This window comes from Dechloromonas sp. ARDL1, assembly GCF_051122455.1.
GTDB lineage: Bacteria > Pseudomonadota > Gammaproteobacteria > Burkholderiales > Rhodocyclaceae > Azonexus.
This window is the reverse complement of the sequence record NZ_CP168939.1, coordinates 2,511,338-2,528,923: the sequence shown is the minus strand read 5'-3', so window position 1 is coordinate 2,528,923 and position 17,586 is coordinate 2,511,338. Positions and strand designations below refer to the sequence as shown.

The following is a 17,586-nucleotide window of genomic DNA, read 5'->3' as shown; positions in this document are numbered from 1 at the left end:
TTCATGACTCAACCGAGCGCCCTGGCGCAAGCCGAATCCCTGCTGCTCACCCCGTTCTCGCTGACCGAGGGCGACCTTTCGCGCACCTTTGGCCAGATCCTGAAAAACCAGGTCGACTATGCCGATCTCTACTTCCAGTATTCCCGTTCCGAGGCATGGAGCCTGGACGAGGGTATCGTCAAGTCGGGCAGCTTCAACATCGATCAGGGTGTCGGCGTGCGTGCCATTTCCGGCGAGAAGACAGCCTTCGCCTATTCGGATGACATCAGCGCCCGGGCACTCGGCGACGCAGCCAATGCGGTGCGCGCCATCGCGGCGGTGGGGCAGTCGGGCAGCCTGCCTACCTTGCAGGCCGCCAAGGCGGCGCGCGCGCTCTACGTGCCGCATGACCCGATCGCTTCGCTGCCGGCCGATGCCAAGGTCAAGCTGCTCGAGCGTTTGGAAGGCTATGCCCGGGCCATCGACCCGCGCGTCGTACAGGTCATGGCCTCGCTGGCTGGCGAATATGAAGTGATCCTCGTCGCCGGCTCGGACGGCCGCCTGGCGGCCGACATCCGGCCGTTGGTCCGCTGCTCTGTCTCGGTCATTGTCGAGGAAAACGGCAAGCGGGAGCAGGGGGGCGCCGGCGGCGGTGGCCGTTTCGACTTCGGTTATTTCGACGATGAAATCCTGCAGCGCTATGCCAAGGAAGCCGTGCACCAGGCGGTGGTCAATCTGCACGCCGAGCCGGCACCGGCCGGCCAGATGACGGTTGTCCTCGGCTCTGGCTGGCCCGGCATACTGCTTCACGAGGCGGTCGGCCACGGACTCGAGGGCGATTTCAACCGCAAGGGCAGTTCGGCCTTCAGCGGTCGCATCGGCCAGCGCGTTGCGGCCAAGGGCGTTACCGTGATCGACGATGGCACGATTGCCGACCGTCGCGGCTCGCTGAATTTCGATGATGAGGGCAATCCGACCCAGCGTAACGTATTGATCGAGGATGGCATCCTCAAGGGCTACATGCAGGACAGCCTGAATGCGCGCCTGATGGGCGTCGCCCCGACCGGTAATGGCCGCCGCGAGTCCTTTGCCCATCTCCCGCTACCGCGCATGACCAATACCATGATGCTGGCCGGGAAGCATGACCCGCAGGAGATTATCCAGTCGGTCAAGAAGGGTATCTACGCCGCGAATTTCGGCGGCGGTCAGGTTGATATCACCAGCGGCAAGTTCGTTTTCTCGATGAGCGAGGCCTATCTGATCGAGGACGGCAAGGTGACGCGGCCGATCAAAGGGGCGACCCTGATCGGTAACGGCCCGGATGCGCTAACTCGCGTGTCGATGATCGGCAATGATCTGCAACTCGATCCAGGCGTAGGCACCTGCGGCAAGGAGGGGCAGAGCGTTCCGGTCGGTGTCGGGCAGCCAACCTTGCGAATCGATGGACTGACCGTGGGGGGTACTGCATAATACCCATTTGCAATGTAAGGGAATTGTTATGCGCTTGTTACTCGCAGCGGCGGGGTTTCTTTTTGCCTGTTTTTCCGTGTTGGCTCAGCCAGCGACCCAGGAGCGCCTGAAGATCGTGCAGGGTGACCCGGTCGCACTGAAAGCCGCGGTTGAGGCGGGCCGGAAGGCATCTTTCTTCTGCGCCAACTGCCATGGCGAAACTGGCGTCAGCAAATCGCAGGAAATTCCCAACCTGGCGGGGCAGAATGCCGCTTATTTGCTTGAGCAAATACGAAAATTCGGTAGTGGCGAGCGCAAAGACCCCTTCATGCAGGGGCTGATCAAGGTGCTGAAAGATGACGAGCGGGTGCAGATTGCCTTGTTCTTCGCCAGCCAGGCTTCTGCTCGCTCAAAGGCTGATGCCGGGCTGGTAGCGCGCGGGAAGGAGCTGTTCGGTAAATTGTGCACTCGTTGCCATGGGGATGACGCACATGGCAACGAGCAGTATCCGCGTCTGGCCGGCCAGAATCTTGTTTATCTGCAGAGTTCCATCACGCGCTATCGTGACGGAACGGGTGTCCGTAACAATCAGCTGATGTCGATTGCGACGGCGCCGCTGAAGAACGATGACATTGTGGCAATCGTGAATTATCTTACCCAGCTACCATGAGCCAAGTTGTCACGCATTTGTTACGGTGTTGATACAAATCATTGCGGCACTCCGATAGTAGCGGATAAGCTCCCATCTCATCGAAAATCTGCGGGGGTCTTCTTGAAGACTTTGCTGAGTATCTTTATCGCTGTTTTCCTCAGCTTGGGTATTGACTCGGCTCAGGCACAAATTAACGACATCAACTCGGCCATCAACAAGGCGGGTCGTCAGCGCATGTTGTCGCAGCGCATGGCCAAGGTTTATTTTCAGATCGGCCAGGGCGTTGAGGTCGAGCGCAGCAAAAAAGTGCTCGATACATCCGTTGCCACCTTTGACCGTCAGCTGGTCGAATTGAAAAATTACGCACCGACGCCCGATATCAAGGCAACCTATGTCAGTCTTGAACAGTCTTGGTTGGCCTACAAGGATCTTCTTATCGGCAAAAATCCGTCGCAGGATGGCGGACGCAAGGTTCTGGCGCTTTCCGAGGAGGTGCTGACCTTGGCGCATCAAGGGACTGTCCAGCTCGAAAAGCAGTCCGCTTCGACGGCTGGGCGGCTGGTCAATATTTCGGGGCGGCAGCGCATGCTGTCGCAGCGCATGGCCAAGTTCTACCAGGCAAACGCCTGGGGTGTGAACGACGCGAATAGTGCCGCCAATCTGGAAAAGGCCCGCAAAGACTTTGCCGAAGCACTGGCCGAACTCGGTGCAGCGCCGGCTAATACGCCGCAGATCAAGGACGGCCTCGAACTCGTCAAGCAGCAATGGTTCTTCTTTGAAAATGCCCTGGGGCAGAAAGTTGGTGCGGACAAGCGGCCGCAAACGGCTGTCGCTACTACTAGCGAGCGTATTCTGGAAGAAATGGAAGGCGTTGTTGGTCTTTACGAAAAGCTGCCCAAGTAGTTGGGTCGGACCGATCGGGGTGGCTGAAGCGAGGCTTTGATGCGTTGTCCGTGTGGGTCGTAACAGATCGGCATTGGGTGCCCCCCACGCCTTGGGCGACAGTGCAGGATCATATTCGGCTGCCGACATCCGGTAGAATGGTGGGTTTCCAGCATTTTGAATGGGGCAGGCCATGACGACGCCGCACAGTACACAATCAAGCAAACCCAATACCGACGACGTTCGCATCAGGGAAATCAAGGAACTGGTGCCGCCCGCTCATGTTTTTCGCGAGTACCCTGTTTCCAGTCGGGCTGCCCAGGCGACCTATGATGCCCGTCAGGCCATTCATCGTGTCCTGCATGGTGCCGACGACCGTCTGTTGGTCGTTATCGGCCCGTGTTCGATCCACGACTACGAGCTGGCAATGGATTACGCGAAGAAGCTGGCCAAGGAGGCCGAGCGCTTTGCCGATGACCTCATCGTCGTCATGCGTGTCTACTTCGAGAAGCCGCGCACGACGGTCGGCTGGAAGGGCTTGATCAACGACCCGCGTCTCGATAATACCTTCCGTATTAATGAGGGTCTGCGCCTGGCGCGTCGCATCCTGCTTGAAGTCAATGAACTGGGTTTGCCGTGCGCTACCGAGTTCCTCGATACCATCACACCGCAATACACCGCCGACCTGATCGCCTGGGGGGCAATCGGGGCTCGTACCACCGAGTCGCAGGTACATCGCGAACTGGCTTCCGGCTTGTCCTGCCCGGTCGGTTTCAAGAACGGCACCGACGGCAACATGCGCATCGCCGTCGACGCCATTCGCTCGGCTAACTCACCGCACCATTTTCTGTCGGTTACCAAGTCCGGCCACACCGCCATCGTGTCCACGATGGGCAACGAGGATTGTCACGTCATCCTGCGCGGCGGCAAGGAGCCGAACTACGACGCCGCGAGTGTTGATGCGGCCTGTCAGGAAATCGCCAAGGCCGGCCTCGCTGCCCGCTTGATGGTTGATTTCTCGCACGGCAACAGCCGCAAGCAATTCAAGCTGCAGATGGAAGTCTGCGATAGCGTTGCCGAACAGATCGCTGGCGGCGAAGAGCGCATCGTCGGTGTCATGGTCGAATCGCATCTTGTCGAAGGTCGTCAGGACCTGTCGCCGGACAAACCGCTGACCTACGGCCAGAGTATCACCGACGCTTGCATCAACTGGGATGATAGCGTCGTGGTGATGGAAAGGCTGGCGGCGGCAGTGCGTTCCCGTCGTGTCGCCGAAGCGGCCGAGTAATCCGGTTTCAGGGGCGATGAACTAAAAATACGGCTTTCGCCCTTTGGGTGGCGAAGTGCTGTGTTAGAATTCGCCCCGGCGGGTCTCCCCGCATTGCAGGGTGGTGAACCTGGTCAGGTCCGGAAGGAAGCAGCCACAGCCATTGACTGCAAGTGCCGGGGGTTAGGCTCGCCATTTTCATTTTTCTGCATGGTGTGGGGCGCATGAGTTATCAGGTTCTTGCGCGCAAGTGGCGGCCGCGCAATTTTTCGACGCTGGTTGGGCAGGAGCATGTGGTGCGCGCTTTGTCGCACGCCCTGGCTGAACAGCGCTTGCATCACGCCTATCTGTTCACAGGTACTCGTGGTGTCGGCAAGACGACTATTGCACGGATTCTCGCCAAGTCGCTGAATTGCGAAACCGGGATTACGGCAACGCCCTGTGGTCAGTGTTCCGCCTGCCAGGAAATTGACAGCGGTCGTTTCGTCGATCTGCTTGAAGTCGACGCCGCGACCAATACCCGCGTCGATGAAATGCGCCAGTTGCTTGAAAATGCGGTTTACGCACCGACGCGCGGTCGCTTCAAGGTCTATGTGATCGACGAAGTGCACATGCTGTCCAATTCAGCGTTCAATGCTATGTTGAAGACGCTGGAGGAGCCGCCGGAGCACGTCAAGTTCATCCTGGCGACTACAGACCCGCAAAAGATTCCTGTCACCGTCCTGTCGCGCTGCCTGCAGTTCAATCTGAAGCAGATGCCGGCGGTCGCCATCACCGGACACCTGTCCCATATCCTGCAAGCCGAAGGCGTCCCCTATGACATGCCAGCGCTGGCGCTAGTCGCCCGCTCGGCGGCTGGCAGTATGCGCGACGCGCTGTCGCTGCTCGACCAGGCTATCGCCCATGGGGCTGGCAGGGTCGAGGAGGCGCAGGTGCGCGGTATGCTCGGCACGGTCGATCAGGATTTTTTGCTTGCCATTCTCGAGGCCTTGCAGGCCGGCGAGGCTGGGGTGTTGCTGCAGGTGGCGGCCGACATGGGGGTGCGTAGCCTGTCGTTTACGGCAGCTTTGCAGGAATTGGGCGCCTTGCTAACGCGGATACAGATCGCACAGTGCGTGCCTTCGGCCATCGACGACGATGAACCGGAAAGGGAACGCATCGTGGCGCTGGCCAACACATTTTCGCCGGAATTCGTCCAGTTGGCCTACCAGATCGTCAATGTCGGGCGCGTCGAGTTGCCGTCGGCACCGGATGAGTACTCCGGCTTCGTTATGACCCTGCTTCGCCTGCATGCTTTCCGTCCGAGCAGTGTGGCCGATGTGGTCGGTTCGGTAATGCCGCGCAGTCGGGCGCAGTCACCGGTCAGCAGGGGGCAATCGGTGACGCCGGTTCAGCAAGCGGTGCCTCAACCAGTTGTGCAGCCCGTGCGTGCAGAGGCGCTGGCGGTTTCCCGGGTGCCTGCCGCAAATGCCGGCGCCGGAGACTGGCATCAGATCGTCGCGGCGCTATCACTCACCGGCCTAGCCAGGGAGCTGGCGCAGAACTGCGAACTTCGGCGGCTGGCCGAGGGGCAGTGTCTGCTTCGTCTGTCGCCCAAGCAGACGCACCTGCAGATGAAGCCGAATCCGGATCGTCTGCAGCAGGCGCTTGCCGACTACCTTGGGCATACGGTGCAACTGCGCATCGAGCTGGCCGAGAACGAGGTCGATACGCCGGCCGCCACGGCGGGCAAGCAGCGCCAGGAACTGCAGGAGAGGGCGGAGAATGCGATCGCCCAGGATGTTTTCGTTCGCGACGTGATCGACTCGTTTGGGGCGTCCGTCATCGAATCGTCGATTAAACCAATCGTCTAACGGAGAGAAGCATATGATGAAGGGTGGCTTGGGTGGCCTGATGAAGCAGGCGCAGGCAATGCAGGAAAACATGAAGAAGGCCCAGGATCAACTGGCTCAGCTCGAAGTCGAGGGGCAGTCCGGTGCCGGGATGGTCAAGGTTGTGATGACCTGCGCCCATGAGGTGCGTCGTGTCAGCATCGACCAGTCCGTCATGGACGACCGCGAAATGCTCGAGGATCTCGTGGCGGCTGCCCTGAACGATGCCGTTCGGCGCGGGGAGGCGCTGAGCAAGGAAAAGATGGCTGGCTTCACGGCCGGCCTCAATCTGCCGCCCGGATTCAAACTGCCGTTCTGATTACGTGAATCCGTCCGGGCTTGAGTCGCTGATCGAGGCCTTGCGCTGCCTGCCCGGAGTCGGGCCGAAATCGGCGCAGCGCATGGCCTACCATCTGCTGCAGCGCGACCGGGCGGGGGCGCAGCGCCTGGGCGATGCGGTGCTGTACGCCTTGCAGGCCATTCGGCATTGCCAGCGTTGCAATACCTTTTCCGAAGCCGATGTTTGCGAGCGCTGCCTGTCGCCGCGGCGCGACCAGAGCGTGCTGTGCGTGGTCGAAACCCCGGTTGACATGAATATGATGGAGCAGACCCTGAGCTACCAGGGGCTCTACTACGTCCTGATGGGGCGCCTTTCTCCGCTCGACGGCGTCGGTCCGCGCGAACTCGGCCTCGAGCGCTTGATGGCACGGGCGCTTGACGGGGTGGTCAAAGAAGTCATCCTAGCCACCAACTACACCAACGAGGGTGAGGCGACGGCGCATTACATCACCGCGATGCTCAGGCCCAAGGGCGTCGGCGTCACCCGGATCGCCCGCGGCGTGCCGGTCGGCGGTGAGCTGGAGTACGTCGATAGCGGGACGCTGGCGCAAGCCTTGCGCGAACGAAAGAGCTGCGCAGGGTGACAGCGTCTTTTAACGACGGTTCCGTTGTCGTATAATTTAGTGTTTATTTTTTATCCCATCCAATTCCTTTAGGGGTCAGCGTAATGAGCAATCAAGGAAAAGTGGACTGCGGACGGCGGCGCTTGGTCGTCGCGACCGCAGCCGTGGGCGGGGCAGGTGCGGTTGCCGCGCTTGTGCCGTTCGTCTCCAGCTTGCTTCCTTCCGAACGCGCCAAGGCAGCAGGCGCTCCGGTTGAAGTCGATATCAGCAAGCTCGAGCCGGGTCAGATGATGACCGTCGAGTGGCGCGGCAAGCCGGTGTGGATCATCAATCGCACCAAGGACATGCTGGATACCTTGCCCAAGCTGGCCGATGCCGTTGCTGACCCGAAGTCCGAAAAGAACCAGCAACCGGCCTATGCCCAGAACGATACCCGCTCCATCAAGCCGGAAATCATGGTTGTCGTCGGTATCTGCACCCACCTCGGCTGCTCGCCGTCGCAGAAATTCAAGAAGGGTGCCGAAGAAGGCATGCCCGGCGAATGGCTGGGTGGTTTCCTGTGCCCCTGCCACGGCTCCACCTTCGACTTCGCCGGTCGCGTTTACAAGTCGAAGCCTGCTCCGACCAACCTTGAGGTGCCGCCGCACTACTACATGGCCGATAGCCGTATCTTGATCGGCGAAGACAAGAAGGGAGCGTAAGAAATGGCTGCTGGCAATTTCGAAAAATACAAGTCCGACGGTTCGATCGGCGGCAATCTGCTGGAGTGGGTCGACGCCCGCTTCCCGGCAACCTCCCTGTGGAAGGGTCACCTGTCCGAGTACTACGCGCCGAAGAACTTCAACTTCTGGTATTTCTTTGGTTCCCTGGCCCTGCTGGTTCTGGTCATCCAGATCGTCACCGGCATCTTCCTGGTCATGCACTACAAGCCGGATGCGGCTGTGAACGCCAACGGCGTGCCGGTCGCCTTCGCTTCCGTCGAGTACATCATGCGCGACGTGCCGGGTGGCTGGCTGATCCGCTACATGCACTCTACCGGTGCCTCGGCTTTCTTCATCGTGGTTTACCTGCACATGTTCCGTGGCCTGCTCTACGGTTCCTATCGCAAGCCGCGTGAACTGACCTGGTTGTTCGGCGTCGGCATTTTCCTGTGCCTGATGGGCGAAGCCTTCTTCGGCTATCTGCTGCCGTGGGGTCAGATGTCTTTCTGGGGGGCCCAGGTCATCGTGAACCTGTTCTCGGCCATCCCGGTCATCGGGCCGGACCTGTCCATCCTCATCCGCGGCGACTTCGTCGTGGGCGATGCCACCCTGAACCGCTTCTTCTCCTTCCACGTGATCGCCTTCCCGCTCGTTCTGATCGGCCTGGTTGCCGCTCACGTGCTGGCGCTGCACGAAACCGGCTCGAACAACCCGGACGGCGTTGAAATCAAGGCCAACAAGGACGAAAACGGCATTCCGCGTGACGGCATCCCGTTCCACCCGTACTACACGGTCAAGGACATCGTCGGTGTGATCGTCTTCCTGATGGTCTTCTCCGCCGTGATGTTCTGGGCGCCGGAAGGTGGTGGCTACTTCCTCGAAACGCCGAACTTCTACCCGGCCGACCCGCTGAAGACCCCGCCGCACATCGCGCCGGTCTGGTACTTCACGCCGTTCTACTCGATCCTGCGTGCCGTGACCTATCCGCTGTTCGGTCTCGATGCCAAGTTCTGGGGCGTGGTCGCCATGGGCGCTTCGGTCGTGATCTTCGCTTTCCTGCCCTGGCTCGATCGCAGTCCGGTCAAGTCGATCCGCTACCGCGGTCCGATCTACAAGACCCTGCTGACCATCTTCGTCATCTGCTTCTTCATCCTGGGCTACCTGGGCACCCTGTCCCCGTCGCCGATGGGTGAGCTGGTTTCGCAGATTTGCTCGGTGTTCTACTTCGGCTTCTTCCTCGGCATGCCGTGGTGGTCCCGCATGGACAAGTTCAGCCCGGTCCCGGACCGTGTGACGATGAAGTGAGAGGATGCCTAACATGAAAAAATATCTGATCGCATTGCTCTTCGCCCCGCTGATGGCTTTCGCCAGCGGCGGCAACGTCCACCTCGACAAGTGGCCGGGCTCGGTGAGCGACAAGGCGGCACTGCAAAACGGCGCCAAGCTGTTCGTCAATTACTGTCTGAACTGCCATGGCGCATCCTACATGCGCTACAAGAACCTGATGGATCTCGGCCTGACCGAGACGCAGGTCAAGGACAACCTGATGTTCACCTCCGACAAGATCGGTGGCCTGATGGCTGTCGCGGCGCGTGCCGATGAACAGAAGCTGTGGTTCGGCGCTACCCCGCCGGATTTGACCATCGTCGCCCGTGCCCGTGGCGAAGCCGGTAATGCAGGTGCTGGGGCCGACTGGCTCTACACCTATCTGCGTTCCTTCTACCGCGATGCCAACCGGCCGACCGGCTGGAACAACGTGATTTTCGAAAACGTTGGCATGCCGCACATCCTGTACGGACTGCAAGGCCAGCAAGTGCTGAATCACGAAACGCACAAGCTGGAACTGGCTGTTCCGGGCACCATGGCGCCGGCCGAATTCGATAAGGCTGTTTCCGACCTGGTCGGCTTCATGGTCTGGATGGGCGAACCGCAGCAGGAGTTCCGTCGCACCCTGGGTTTCTTCGTTCTGGCCTTCCTGGCGGTCCTCTTCGTCGTGGCCTACGCGTTGAAGAAGGAATACTGGAAAGACATTCACTAATCCTGCGCGGATTAGCTAACGGCATCGCGGGTTTGGCTTCGGCCAGCCCCCGATGCCGAATCTCATTTTGAGGGTTACCACAAATGATGAATCTTTATTCGGGTACTACCTGCCCTTTCAGCCATCGTTGCCGCATTGTCCTGTTCGAAAAAGGCATGGATTTCCAGGTCATCGATGTCGACATGTTCAACAAGCCGGAAGAAATGGCTGCGATCAACCCGCACAACCGCGTCCCGGTCCTGGTCGAGCGTGACCTCGTCCTGTTCGAGCCGAACATCATCAACGAATACATCGACGAGCGCTTCCCGCATCCGCAACTGATGCCGGCCGATCCGATCATGCGCGCCCGCGCCCGCCAGCTGCTGGTCGGCATGGAACGCGAAATCTTCTCGTTCATGGAAGTGATCGAAAAGAACGGCAAGACCGCCGACAAGGCGCGCCAGGAAATTCGTGCCCGCCTGACCGAGATCGTGCCGATCTTCAACAAGCAGAAGTTCATGCTCGGTGACGAATTCTCCATGCTCGACGTGGCCATCGCCCCGTTGCTGTGGCGTCTCGACCACTACGGCATCGACCTCGGCAAGGCCGCTGCGCCGCTGATGAAGTACGCCGAGCGTATCTTCAGCCGCCAGGGCTTCATCGACGCGCTGACGCCGTCGGAAAAGGCGATGCGCAAGTAAGCATGGAACTGCCTTCCACCAAGCCTTACTTGCTGCGCGCCATCTGGGAATGGTGTTGCGACAACGGATTTACGCCGCACATTGCTGTCGAGGTCGATGGCAGGACGCGCGTACCGCGTGAGTTCGTGCGCGATGGACAGATCGTTCTCAATCTCGGCCCGACCGCGACCAACAAATTGCAGATCGGCAACGAGTATATCGAGTTCCAAGCGCGGTTTGGCGGTGTGGCCCGGGAGCTGTCCATTCCGGTCGATCGCGTTTCGGCGGTCTATGCACGCGAAAACGGCGCGGGAATGGCCTTTGAGGTGGATGGTGACAGCGAGATGGCGGACGAGGTTCCGGCCACCAGCGTCGAGGCGGCGGACGACGAGCCGCCGCCCGAGCCACCGCGCCCCGATGAAGGGCGCCCCAAGTTGCAGCGCATCAAATAGGGACAAGCACCCCGCGCGATGCACCAAAAAAGGGAGATCCCCACGGGGAATCTCCCTTTTTTTATCCCAAGTCCATGATTTTTATAGATGGCATGCCTGTTGCTGAAAGCATGTCGGAAGGAAAATCATGAAAACTGAAGTCAAATCCACCTGTTGTTACTGCGGCGTCGGCTGCGGCGTCCTGATCGAAACCGAAGCTGGCAAAATTACGGGGGTCCGGGGCGATCCGGAGCATCCGGCGAACCGCGGGCGTTTATGCACCAAGGGCGCGACCCTGGCGTTGACGGTCGATTCCAGTTATCGCCTGCTGTATCCGGAGCATCGCCCCTGTCGTGGACAGCCGGGCCAGCGCATCGGCTGGGACCGGGCGCTCGACGACGCAGCCGAGCGATTCGCGGCGACGATACGCGAACACGGCCCGGATTCGGTGGCCTTCTACATCTCGGGGCAGCTGATGACCGAGGACTATTACGTTTTCAACAAGCTGGCCAAGGGCCTGATCGGCACCAACAACGTCGATACCAATTCGCGTCTGTGCATGTCGTCGGCGGTTGCCGGCTACAAGCAGACGCTGGGCGCCGATGCGCCACCGTGCAGCTACGCGGATATCCTGGCGGCGAAGGTGATCTTCATTGCCGGCGCGAACCCGGCGGTCGCCCATCCCATCCTCTTCCGCAGCATTGAGGATGCCAAGGCGGCCAATCCCGATCTCAAAATCATCGTTGCTGATCCGCGTCGCTCCGAAACCGCCGAGGTCGCCGATCTTCACCTGGCGATCAAGCCCGGCAGCGACATCGCGCTGTTCAACGGCATGCTGCATCTGATGATCGCGGAAGGCTTGATCGACCCGGATTACATCGAGCGCCACACGACGGGATTCGACGAACTGAAGGATATCGTCAAGCCCTATACCCCGGCCGCGGTCGCCGAGGTCTGTGGCGTGGCGGCTGCGGACATCGTGCAGGCGGCGCGCTGGTTCGGGCAAAGCGGCGCCGCGCTGTCGCTGTATTGCCAGGGACTGAACCAGTCGGTGCATGGCACGCACAACAACGCTGGCGTCATCCATCTGCACCTGGCAACTGGCCTGATCGGCAAACCGGGCGCCGGTCCCTTCTCGTTGACCGGACAGCCGAATGCGATGGGTGGGCGTGAGGTAGGCGGTTTGTCCAACCTGCTGTCGGCCCATCGCGACTTGGCCAATCCGCAACACCGGGCCGAGGTTGCCGCCCTGTGGGGCGTGCCCAGCGTGCCTGAGAAGCCGGGAAAGTCGGCCATCGAGCTATTCGCTGCGCTGAAAACCGGCGAAATCAAGGCGGTATGGATCGCCTGCACCAATCCCGCGCAGTCGTTGCCCAACCAGGCGGCTGTTCGCGTGGCCCTGCAGACCGCGGAATATGTGGTACTCCAGGAAACCTACGCCAACACCAATACGGCGGCCTATGCCGACTTGCTGCTGCCGGCCAGCGGCTGGGGCGAGAAGCATGGCACCGTGACCAACTCCGAACGGCGCATTACCCATGTGAATTCCGCCGTGCCGCCGCCGGGCGAAGCGCGCCATGACTGGGAAATCGTCGTCGATTTCGCGCGTCGCCTGGGCAACAAGCTGGGGATCGATGGCGAGCGCCTCTTCCCCTATGCCGACGCCGAGGCGATCTTTGCCGAGCACTGCGCAAGCACCCGTGGGCGAGACCTAGATATCACCGGGCTGGACTATGCCCTGCTCGACGCCGCTGGCCCGCAGCAGTGGCCCTATCCGGCCGGAGCGAGTGCGGGCAAGCGCCGTCTCTACGAGGATGGCGTCTTTCCGACGACGGATGGCAAGGCGCGTTTCGTGCCGGTCAAGCACTTGCCTACGGCGGAATCGCCGGATGCCGACTATCCGATCAGCCTGCTGTCGGGACGCATGCGCGACCACTGGCACGGCATGAGCCGTACCGGCACAGTGCCGCGCTTGTTCAATCTCGAGGACGAGCCTTTGCTCGCCATGCACCCTTGCGACATGCGCCATCGCGGACTGGAGAGCGGGAATCTCGTCCGCGTAAGCAACCGCCGTGGCGAAGCCATCGTCCGGGTGGACGAGCGGCCGGGGCTTAAGAAAGGGCGGGCCTGGATGCCGATGCACTGGGGCAGCCAGTTCATGAACACGCCTGGCGTCAATGCGGTGGTTTGCGATGCCACCGACCCCTATTCCCGGCAACCCGAGTTGAAGCATGCCGCGGTGCAGATCGAAAAGCTCGATCTGCCCTATCCCCTGGCCATTGTGCGGCGCTGCGCCAGCCAGTCGGAAGCGCTGGCGTTGTTGCAGGCGGTGCGGCCGGTGTTGCAGCAATATCCGTATGCCAGCCTTGGCCTCTATGGCCGCAGCACGCCCCTCGTCGTGTTGCGTGCCGCCATGGCCGAGGCACCCGGCGATGCGGAGATCGAAGCGCTGGATCGCCTGTTCGGGATCGACGGCAGTGACGGAGCGATCATGTACGCTGATGCCACGAAGCGCGTGGCCAAGAAGGCCATTGCCGCCGACGGGCGTCTGCAGGCGGTTCGCCTGTGTGGCGAAACGCAGGCGGTCGCCTGGCTGAAACAGGCAATGGCCGAGGATGAGCTGGATGCCAGCCTGATTCGCTTCGCGCTGGCGCCGCTGGGCAAGCCGCCGGTCAGCGTGGCGCCGCGCAACATCGTCTGCAAGTGCGCCGACGTGACCGATGTGCAGATACGCCAGGCGCTGGCGGCTGGCGCCGACCTGCCGGAACTGCAGGAAAAATTGCGTTGCGGCACATTTTGCGGCTCCTGTGTGCCGGACATCCGGCGCATGGTGGCCGAGTTCGAGACCTCGGAAACGGCGGCAGCCTGAGATGGGTGAGGAGAACAAGTGAGCTACGGACAATACATCAAGGAGATCGGTCGCGGCGCGGAAGGTGCCCGGGATCTGTCGCATGACGACGCCCGGCAACTCTATGCGGCGATGCTCGACGGCGGCGTGCCCGATCTCGAACTGGGCGCCATCATTCTCGGTCTGCGCGTCAAGGGCGAGGCGCTCGACGAGATGCTGGGCTTCATGGCGGCAACGGACGAGCGAACCCACCCGCTGGAGTTGCCGCATGGTCGCGGCCGTCCCGTCGTCCTGCCGACCTACAACGGAGCGCGCAAGGAGGCCAACCTGACGCCGCTGCTGGCCCTGCTGCTGCAGCGCTTCGGCGTGCCGGTCCTGATGCATGGCCTGATCGAAGGCTACGGGCGCGTCAGCAGCGCGCATATTCTGCGCGAACTCGGCATCATGCCGGTGTCGTCCACCCACCAGGCGCAGAAAGCGCTCGACGACAACGGCCTGGCCTTCGTGCCGCTCAGCGCGCTCTGCCCCGGCATCCACAACCTGCTCTCGCTGCGCGCCCGCATGGGCGTGCGCAGCAGCGCTCACAGCCTGGTCAAGCTGATCGATCCTTTCCACGGCGAGGCGGTCTTGGTCGCCGCCGCGACGCATCCCGACTTTATCGAGCTGATGCGCAACATGATGATGGCGCGCGGCCAGTGCGGCCTGCTGCTGCGCGGCACCGAAGGCGAGCCCTACGCCAATGCCAAGCGCCGGCCGCGCCTTGAGTATGTGCACGATGGGGTGGCCGACATCCTGTTCGAAGCCGAGCACGAAAGCCTGCGCACCCTGCCCAATCTGCCGGAAGCCGCCGACGCCGCGGCGACCGCGCGCTGGATTCGCCGCGTGCTCGACAAACAGGTGCCGCTGCCCAAGCCCATCGCCAACCAGCTGGCCAGCCTGCTTTATGCCAGCGGCTATGCGGATGACCTCAACCAGGCCAAGGCCATTGTCGCCGTCGAGGCGACGGGGTTGCTGGTCGGCGGCAACTGAACCGTTGCTGATGCAACTTCGCCAAGCGGCGGCGAGAGCCTATTCGGCGTCCGGCTGCCTGTCCGGTGCCGCCTCCTGAAAGGCGGGCAGCACTTCACAAGCGGCGACAATGCGGCGGATCGTCGGCATGTTTTCGAGCGGGCAAGCGAAGCGCCGGGCGTTGAAGACCTGGGGCACCAAGCAGCAGTCGGCCAGGCCTGGCGTCTCGCCGTGACAGAAGGTTCCTGTGGCGGGGCTAGCGGCCAGCAGCGCTTCGACAGCCTGAAGGCCCTCGCTGATCCAGTGCCGGTACCAGTTTCCCTTCTGCGCCGTGCCGACACCGAATTCGCACGTCAGATAGTTGAGGACGCGCAAATTGTTGATCGGGTGTATGTCGCAGGCGATGGTCAGGGCCAGCTCACGGACGCGCGCCCTGTCGGCCGGCGAATCGGGGAGCAGCGGCGCTTGCCGGTGGGTCTCGTCGAGATACTCGATGATCGCCAGCGACTGCGTGATCGCTTCGTTGCCGGTCTCCAGCGTCGGTACCGTCCCCAGCGGGCTGAGCGTACGGTAGGCGTCATGGTTCTGCTGGCCACCCTCGCGGATCAGGTGCACCGGAATGGCTTCGTACGACAGGCCTTTCAGGTTGAGCGCAATGCGCACCCGGTAGGCCGCTGAACTACGAAAGTAAGTATAGAGCTTGAGCATATCGACTCCGGCCTTCAGGCCTTGTGGCGCCCCATCGATACCGGCGCATCGTGGCGGCGGGCCGACATCGGTTCGGCTGCGCGGGGTAACGGGGCTTGCCGGGCGGTCATGCGGGGTATCGTTCGACGCGTTGCTCGATGGCCCCGAACAGCGAGGCGCCGTGGCGGTCGAACATTTCGATGCGCACGGTGTCGCCGAACCTCAGGAACCCGGTCTCCGGCTTGCCCGCGGCGATGGTTTCGTACATGCGCACCTCGGCCAGGCAGCAATAACCGACCCCGCCGTTGGCGATGGACGAGCCGTGCAGGCCGCCCTGCTTGTTCGAGACCGTACCCGAGCCGACAATCGACCCGGCTTCCATTTCCCGTGTCTTGCACACGTGGGCCACCAGCTGCGGGAAATTGAAGACCATGTCCGTTCCCGCGTCGGGGCGGCCAAACAGCCGGTTGTTGATATGCACGCTCAGCGGGCGATGGACGCGGCCGTCGCGCCAGTCGTCGCCCAGTTCGTCGGGCGTGATGGCGACCGGCGAAAAGGCAGTGGCGGGCTTGGACTGGAAGAAGCCGAAGCCCTTGGCCAGTTCGGCGGGAATGAGGTTGCGCAGCGAGACATCGTTGACCAGCATCAGCAGGCGTATGGCCTTGCCGGCATCGGCTGGCGTTGTTCCCATCCTCACGTCGCCGGTGATGACGGCGACCTCGGCTTCAAGGTCTATCCCCCAGTCCTCGGACAGCGCCCAGATCGGGTCGCGCGGGCCGACAAACGAATCCGATCCGCCCTGATACATCAAGGGATCGGTCCAGAACTCCTGCGGCAGCTCTGCACCGCGGGCGCGGCGCACGAGCTCGACATGGTTCACGTAGGCCGAGCCGTCGGCCCACTGGTAGGCGCGGGGCAGGGGGGAGTGGCATCGTGCCGGGTCGAAGCGCGTGGCCTGTTGCACCGCGCCGTCGTTCAGCGAGGCGTAAACCTCGGCCAGTCGGGGCGCGATCGTTTCCCAGTCGTCGAGGGCCGCCTGCAGTGTGGCGGCAATGCCGGGGACGGTTTGACAGTACGCAAGGTCGCGGCTGACGACGACCAGGGTGCCATCGCGACCGCCGGCTTTGAGGCTGGCGAGTTTCATTTTCTGTTCTTTCTCGAAATGACCGGGGCACCGACCGAGGGCGCCCCGAAGGATTATTTGGCGCGCCTGACCTTGTCCACCTCGGCGATGACCTCCTTGACCAGTTCCGGGCCGGCCTCGCTGGCAAAGCGGTCCCATACGGGCTTGACGCGTTCGCGCATGCGGGCGATCTCGGCCGAGCTCACTTCGTTGACCTGCATGCCCTTCTTCGCCAGATCGGCTTGCGCGTTGCGTGCCGCATCGCGCGCTACTTGGCGCTGCCAGGCACGCGTCTCGATGGCGGCTTCCTGGATTGCCTTCTGGTCCTCGGCGCGCAGCTTGTCCCAGAACTTCTTGCTGACCAGCGGCAGGAAGGCGCCATAGGACAGCTTGACCACCGACAGGTATTTCTGCACCTCGTTGAACTTGAGGGCCGCCGTGACGGCGGTCGGTGTCGCTTGCCCGTCGATGGTGCGCATTTCGAGCGCGGCATAGACCTCAGGCACCGGCAGCGGCACCGGGTTGGCGCCCAGCGCCTTGATCGATTCCAGCGAGAGCGGCGCCTGAATGGCGCGGAACTTCAAGCCAGAGAAGTCCTCGACACGGGTGATGGGCAGTTTGCTCGTGGTGGCATTGAAGAAGCCGTTTTCCCAATAGGCCAGGCCGATCAGCCCCTTGGCCGGCAGCTTTTCGAGCAGGCGCTTGCCGATAGGGCCGTCGAGAACGGCCTCGGCCTCCTTTTCCGATTCGAACAGGAAGGGGTAATCGATGACCTCGAAGTCCTTGATCATGCCGGTCAGCGTCGACGTTTGCGGCACGACGAATTCGATGGTTCCTCCCTGCAGAGCGGAGGTGACCTGCACGTCGTTGCCCAGTGCGGCATTGAAAAAGACCTTGATCTGGACGTTACCACGGGTCTTCTGGCCGACCAGCTCGGCGAAGCGGGCGGCCCCTTGTCCCTGGTGGGATTTCTCGGGCAGGGTGACGCTGAATTTCGCCGTTACCGCCTGGGCATGTGCGGCGATGGGTAGCGTTGCGGTAGCGACGAGGCCGAGGGCCAGGGCGATGAAACGGCGCTTATTGATCATG

Annotated in this window: 17 protein-coding genes and 1 other RNA gene; 15 read left to right on the top strand and 3 right to left on the bottom strand. The window is 61.9% G+C overall.

All coding sequences use genetic code 11. From position 1 onward, the window contains the following. Positions 1-3: 3 nt before the first annotated feature. The 15 genes from tldD to ybiB all read left to right on the top strand — a co-directional run bounded on the left by tldD (position 4) and on the right by ybiB (position 14,708). Entirely contained in the window at positions 4-1,449 is a 1,446-nt protein-coding gene (gene tldD, locus AB6Q56_RS12410) for a metalloprotease TldD (RefSeq protein WP_434513482.1), read from the top strand. Between the two features lie 28 nt (positions 1,450-1,477). Further along, the gene (locus AB6Q56_RS12405) at positions 1,478-2,098 is read left to right on the top strand and encodes a c-type cytochrome (RefSeq protein ID WP_434513481.1); all 621 of its coding nucleotides are present in this window, start codon (positions 1,478-1,480) and stop codon (positions 2,096-2,098) included. Between the two features lie 6 nt (positions 2,099-2,104). Further along, on the top strand, positions 2,105-2,983 hold the full coding sequence (locus AB6Q56_RS12400; RefSeq protein ID WP_434513480.1) for a type IV pili methyl-accepting chemotaxis transducer N-terminal domain-containing protein: 879 nt from the start codon (positions 2,105-2,107) through the stop codon (positions 2,981-2,983). Between the two features lie 160 nt (positions 2,984-3,143). After that, positions 3,144-4,250 carry a 3-deoxy-7-phosphoheptulonate synthase AroG gene (aroG, locus tag AB6Q56_RS12395; protein WP_434513479.1) on the top strand — a complete coding sequence of 369 codons (1,107 nt, stop codon included), beginning with the start codon at positions 3,144-3,146 and terminating at the stop codon, positions 4,248-4,250. A 77-nt stretch (positions 4,251-4,327) separates the two neighbouring features. Continuing rightward, positions 4,328-4,426: signal recognition particle sRNA small type (ffs, locus tag AB6Q56_RS12390), an RNA gene on the top strand. Positions 4,427-4,453: 27 nt separating this feature from the next. Continuing rightward, positions 4,454-6,082 (top strand): DNA polymerase III subunit gamma/tau, encoded by a 1,629-nt coding sequence (dnaX, locus tag AB6Q56_RS12385; RefSeq protein WP_434513478.1) that lies wholly within the window; start codon positions 4,454-4,456, stop codon positions 6,080-6,082. A gap of 13 nt (positions 6,083-6,095) precedes the next feature. Further along, positions 6,096-6,419, top strand: a complete 324-nt coding sequence (locus AB6Q56_RS12380; RefSeq protein ID WP_150427392.1) for a YbaB/EbfC family nucleoid-associated protein — start codon at positions 6,096-6,098, stop codon at positions 6,417-6,419. Positions 6,420-6,423: 4 nt separating this feature from the next. After that, positions 6,424-7,023 (top strand): recombination mediator RecR, encoded by a 600-nt coding sequence (gene recR, locus AB6Q56_RS12375; protein ID WP_434513477.1) that lies wholly within the window; start codon positions 6,424-6,426, stop codon positions 7,021-7,023. A gap of 83 nt (positions 7,024-7,106) precedes the next feature. Continuing rightward, entirely contained in the window at positions 7,107-7,703 is a 597-nt protein-coding gene (gene petA / locus AB6Q56_RS12370) for a ubiquinol-cytochrome c reductase iron-sulfur subunit (RefSeq protein ID WP_434513476.1), read from the top strand. A 3-nt stretch (positions 7,704-7,706) separates the two neighbouring features. After that, complete coding sequence (locus AB6Q56_RS12365) at positions 7,707-9,008, top strand: cytochrome b (RefSeq protein WP_434513475.1); 1,302 nt, start codon at positions 7,707-7,709, stop codon at positions 9,006-9,008. Between the two features lie 13 nt (positions 9,009-9,021). Beyond that, positions 9,022-9,741, top strand: a complete 720-nt coding sequence (locus AB6Q56_RS12360; protein WP_434513474.1) for a cytochrome c1 — start codon at positions 9,022-9,024, stop codon at positions 9,739-9,741. An 83-nt stretch (positions 9,742-9,824) separates the two neighbouring features. Beyond that, on the top strand, positions 9,825-10,421 hold the full coding sequence (locus tag AB6Q56_RS12355; RefSeq protein WP_150427397.1) for a glutathione S-transferase N-terminal domain-containing protein: 597 nt from the start codon (positions 9,825-9,827) through the stop codon (positions 10,419-10,421). A 2-nt stretch (positions 10,422-10,423) separates the two neighbouring features. Further along, positions 10,424-10,852 (top strand): ClpXP protease specificity-enhancing factor, encoded by a 429-nt coding sequence (locus AB6Q56_RS12350; protein ID WP_434513473.1) that lies wholly within the window; start codon positions 10,424-10,426, stop codon positions 10,850-10,852. A gap of 127 nt (positions 10,853-10,979) precedes the next feature. Then, on the top strand, positions 10,980-13,700 hold the full coding sequence (locus AB6Q56_RS12345; protein WP_434513472.1) for a nitrate reductase: 2,721 nt from the start codon (positions 10,980-10,982) through the stop codon (positions 13,698-13,700). Between the two features lie 18 nt (positions 13,701-13,718). After that, entirely contained in the window at positions 13,719-14,708 is a 990-nt protein-coding gene (ybiB, locus tag AB6Q56_RS12340; RefSeq protein ID WP_434513471.1) for a DNA-binding protein YbiB, read from the top strand. A gap of 39 nt (positions 14,709-14,747) precedes the next feature. Here the strand turns inward: ybiB and maiA are convergent, their stop codons facing one another. From maiA to AB6Q56_RS12325, 3 genes are all read right to left on the bottom strand, one after another. After that, positions 14,748-15,395, bottom strand: coding sequence for a maleylacetoacetate isomerase (gene maiA, locus AB6Q56_RS12335; protein ID WP_434513470.1), 648 nt, complete (start codon positions 15,393-15,395; stop codon positions 14,748-14,750). Positions 15,396-15,501: 106 nt separating this feature from the next. Next, complete coding sequence (locus AB6Q56_RS12330) at positions 15,502-16,518, bottom strand: fumarylacetoacetate hydrolase family protein (RefSeq protein WP_434513469.1); 1,017 nt, start codon at positions 16,516-16,518, stop codon at positions 15,502-15,504. 53 nt (positions 16,519-16,571) lie between these two features. Next, positions 16,572-17,585, bottom strand: coding sequence for a TRAP transporter substrate-binding protein (locus AB6Q56_RS12325; RefSeq protein WP_434513468.1), 1,014 nt, complete (start codon positions 17,583-17,585; stop codon positions 16,572-16,574). Between the last annotated feature and the right edge of the window lies 1 nt (position 17,586).

Excerpts from the sequence above, each read along its gene's own strand:
- petA (WP_434513476.1), top strand. The coding sequence starts at position 7,107 with ATGAGCAATCAAGGAAAAGTGGACTGCGGACGGCGGCGCTTGGTCGTC.
- AB6Q56_RS12325 (WP_434513468.1), bottom strand. The coding sequence starts at position 17,585 with ATGATCAATAAGCGCCGTTTCATCGCCCTGGCCCTCGGCCTCGTCGCT.
- AB6Q56_RS12405 (WP_434513481.1), top strand. The coding sequence starts at position 1,478 with ATGCGCTTGTTACTCGCAGCGGCGGGGTTTCTTTTTGCCTGTTTTTCC.
- tldD (WP_434513482.1), top strand. The coding sequence starts at position 4 with ATGACTCAACCGAGCGCCCTGGCGCAAGCCGAATCCCTGCTGCTCACC.
- maiA (WP_434513470.1), bottom strand. The coding sequence starts at position 15,395 with ATGCTCAAGCTCTATACTTACTTTCGTAGTTCAGCGGCCTACCGGGTG.
- AB6Q56_RS12345 (WP_434513472.1), top strand. The coding sequence starts at position 10,980 with ATGAAAACTGAAGTCAAATCCACCTGTTGTTACTGCGGCGTCGGCTGC.
- aroG (WP_434513479.1), top strand. The coding sequence starts at position 3,144 with ATGGGGCAGGCCATGACGACGCCGCACAGTACACAATCAAGCAAACCC.
- AB6Q56_RS12380 (WP_150427392.1), top strand. The coding sequence starts at position 6,096 with ATGATGAAGGGTGGCTTGGGTGGCCTGATGAAGCAGGCGCAGGCAATG.
- AB6Q56_RS12355 (WP_150427397.1), top strand. The coding sequence starts at position 9,825 with ATGATGAATCTTTATTCGGGTACTACCTGCCCTTTCAGCCATCGTTGC.
- AB6Q56_RS12365 (WP_434513475.1), top strand. The coding sequence starts at position 7,707 with ATGGCTGCTGGCAATTTCGAAAAATACAAGTCCGACGGTTCGATCGGC.
- dnaX (WP_434513478.1), top strand. The coding sequence starts at position 4,454 with ATGAGTTATCAGGTTCTTGCGCGCAAGTGGCGGCCGCGCAATTTTTCG.
- AB6Q56_RS12330 (WP_434513469.1), bottom strand. The coding sequence starts at position 16,518 with ATGAAACTCGCCAGCCTCAAAGCCGGCGGTCGCGATGGCACCCTGGTC.
- AB6Q56_RS12350 (WP_434513473.1), top strand. The coding sequence starts at position 10,424 with ATGGAACTGCCTTCCACCAAGCCTTACTTGCTGCGCGCCATCTGGGAA.
- AB6Q56_RS12360 (WP_434513474.1), top strand. The coding sequence starts at position 9,022 with ATGAAAAAATATCTGATCGCATTGCTCTTCGCCCCGCTGATGGCTTTC.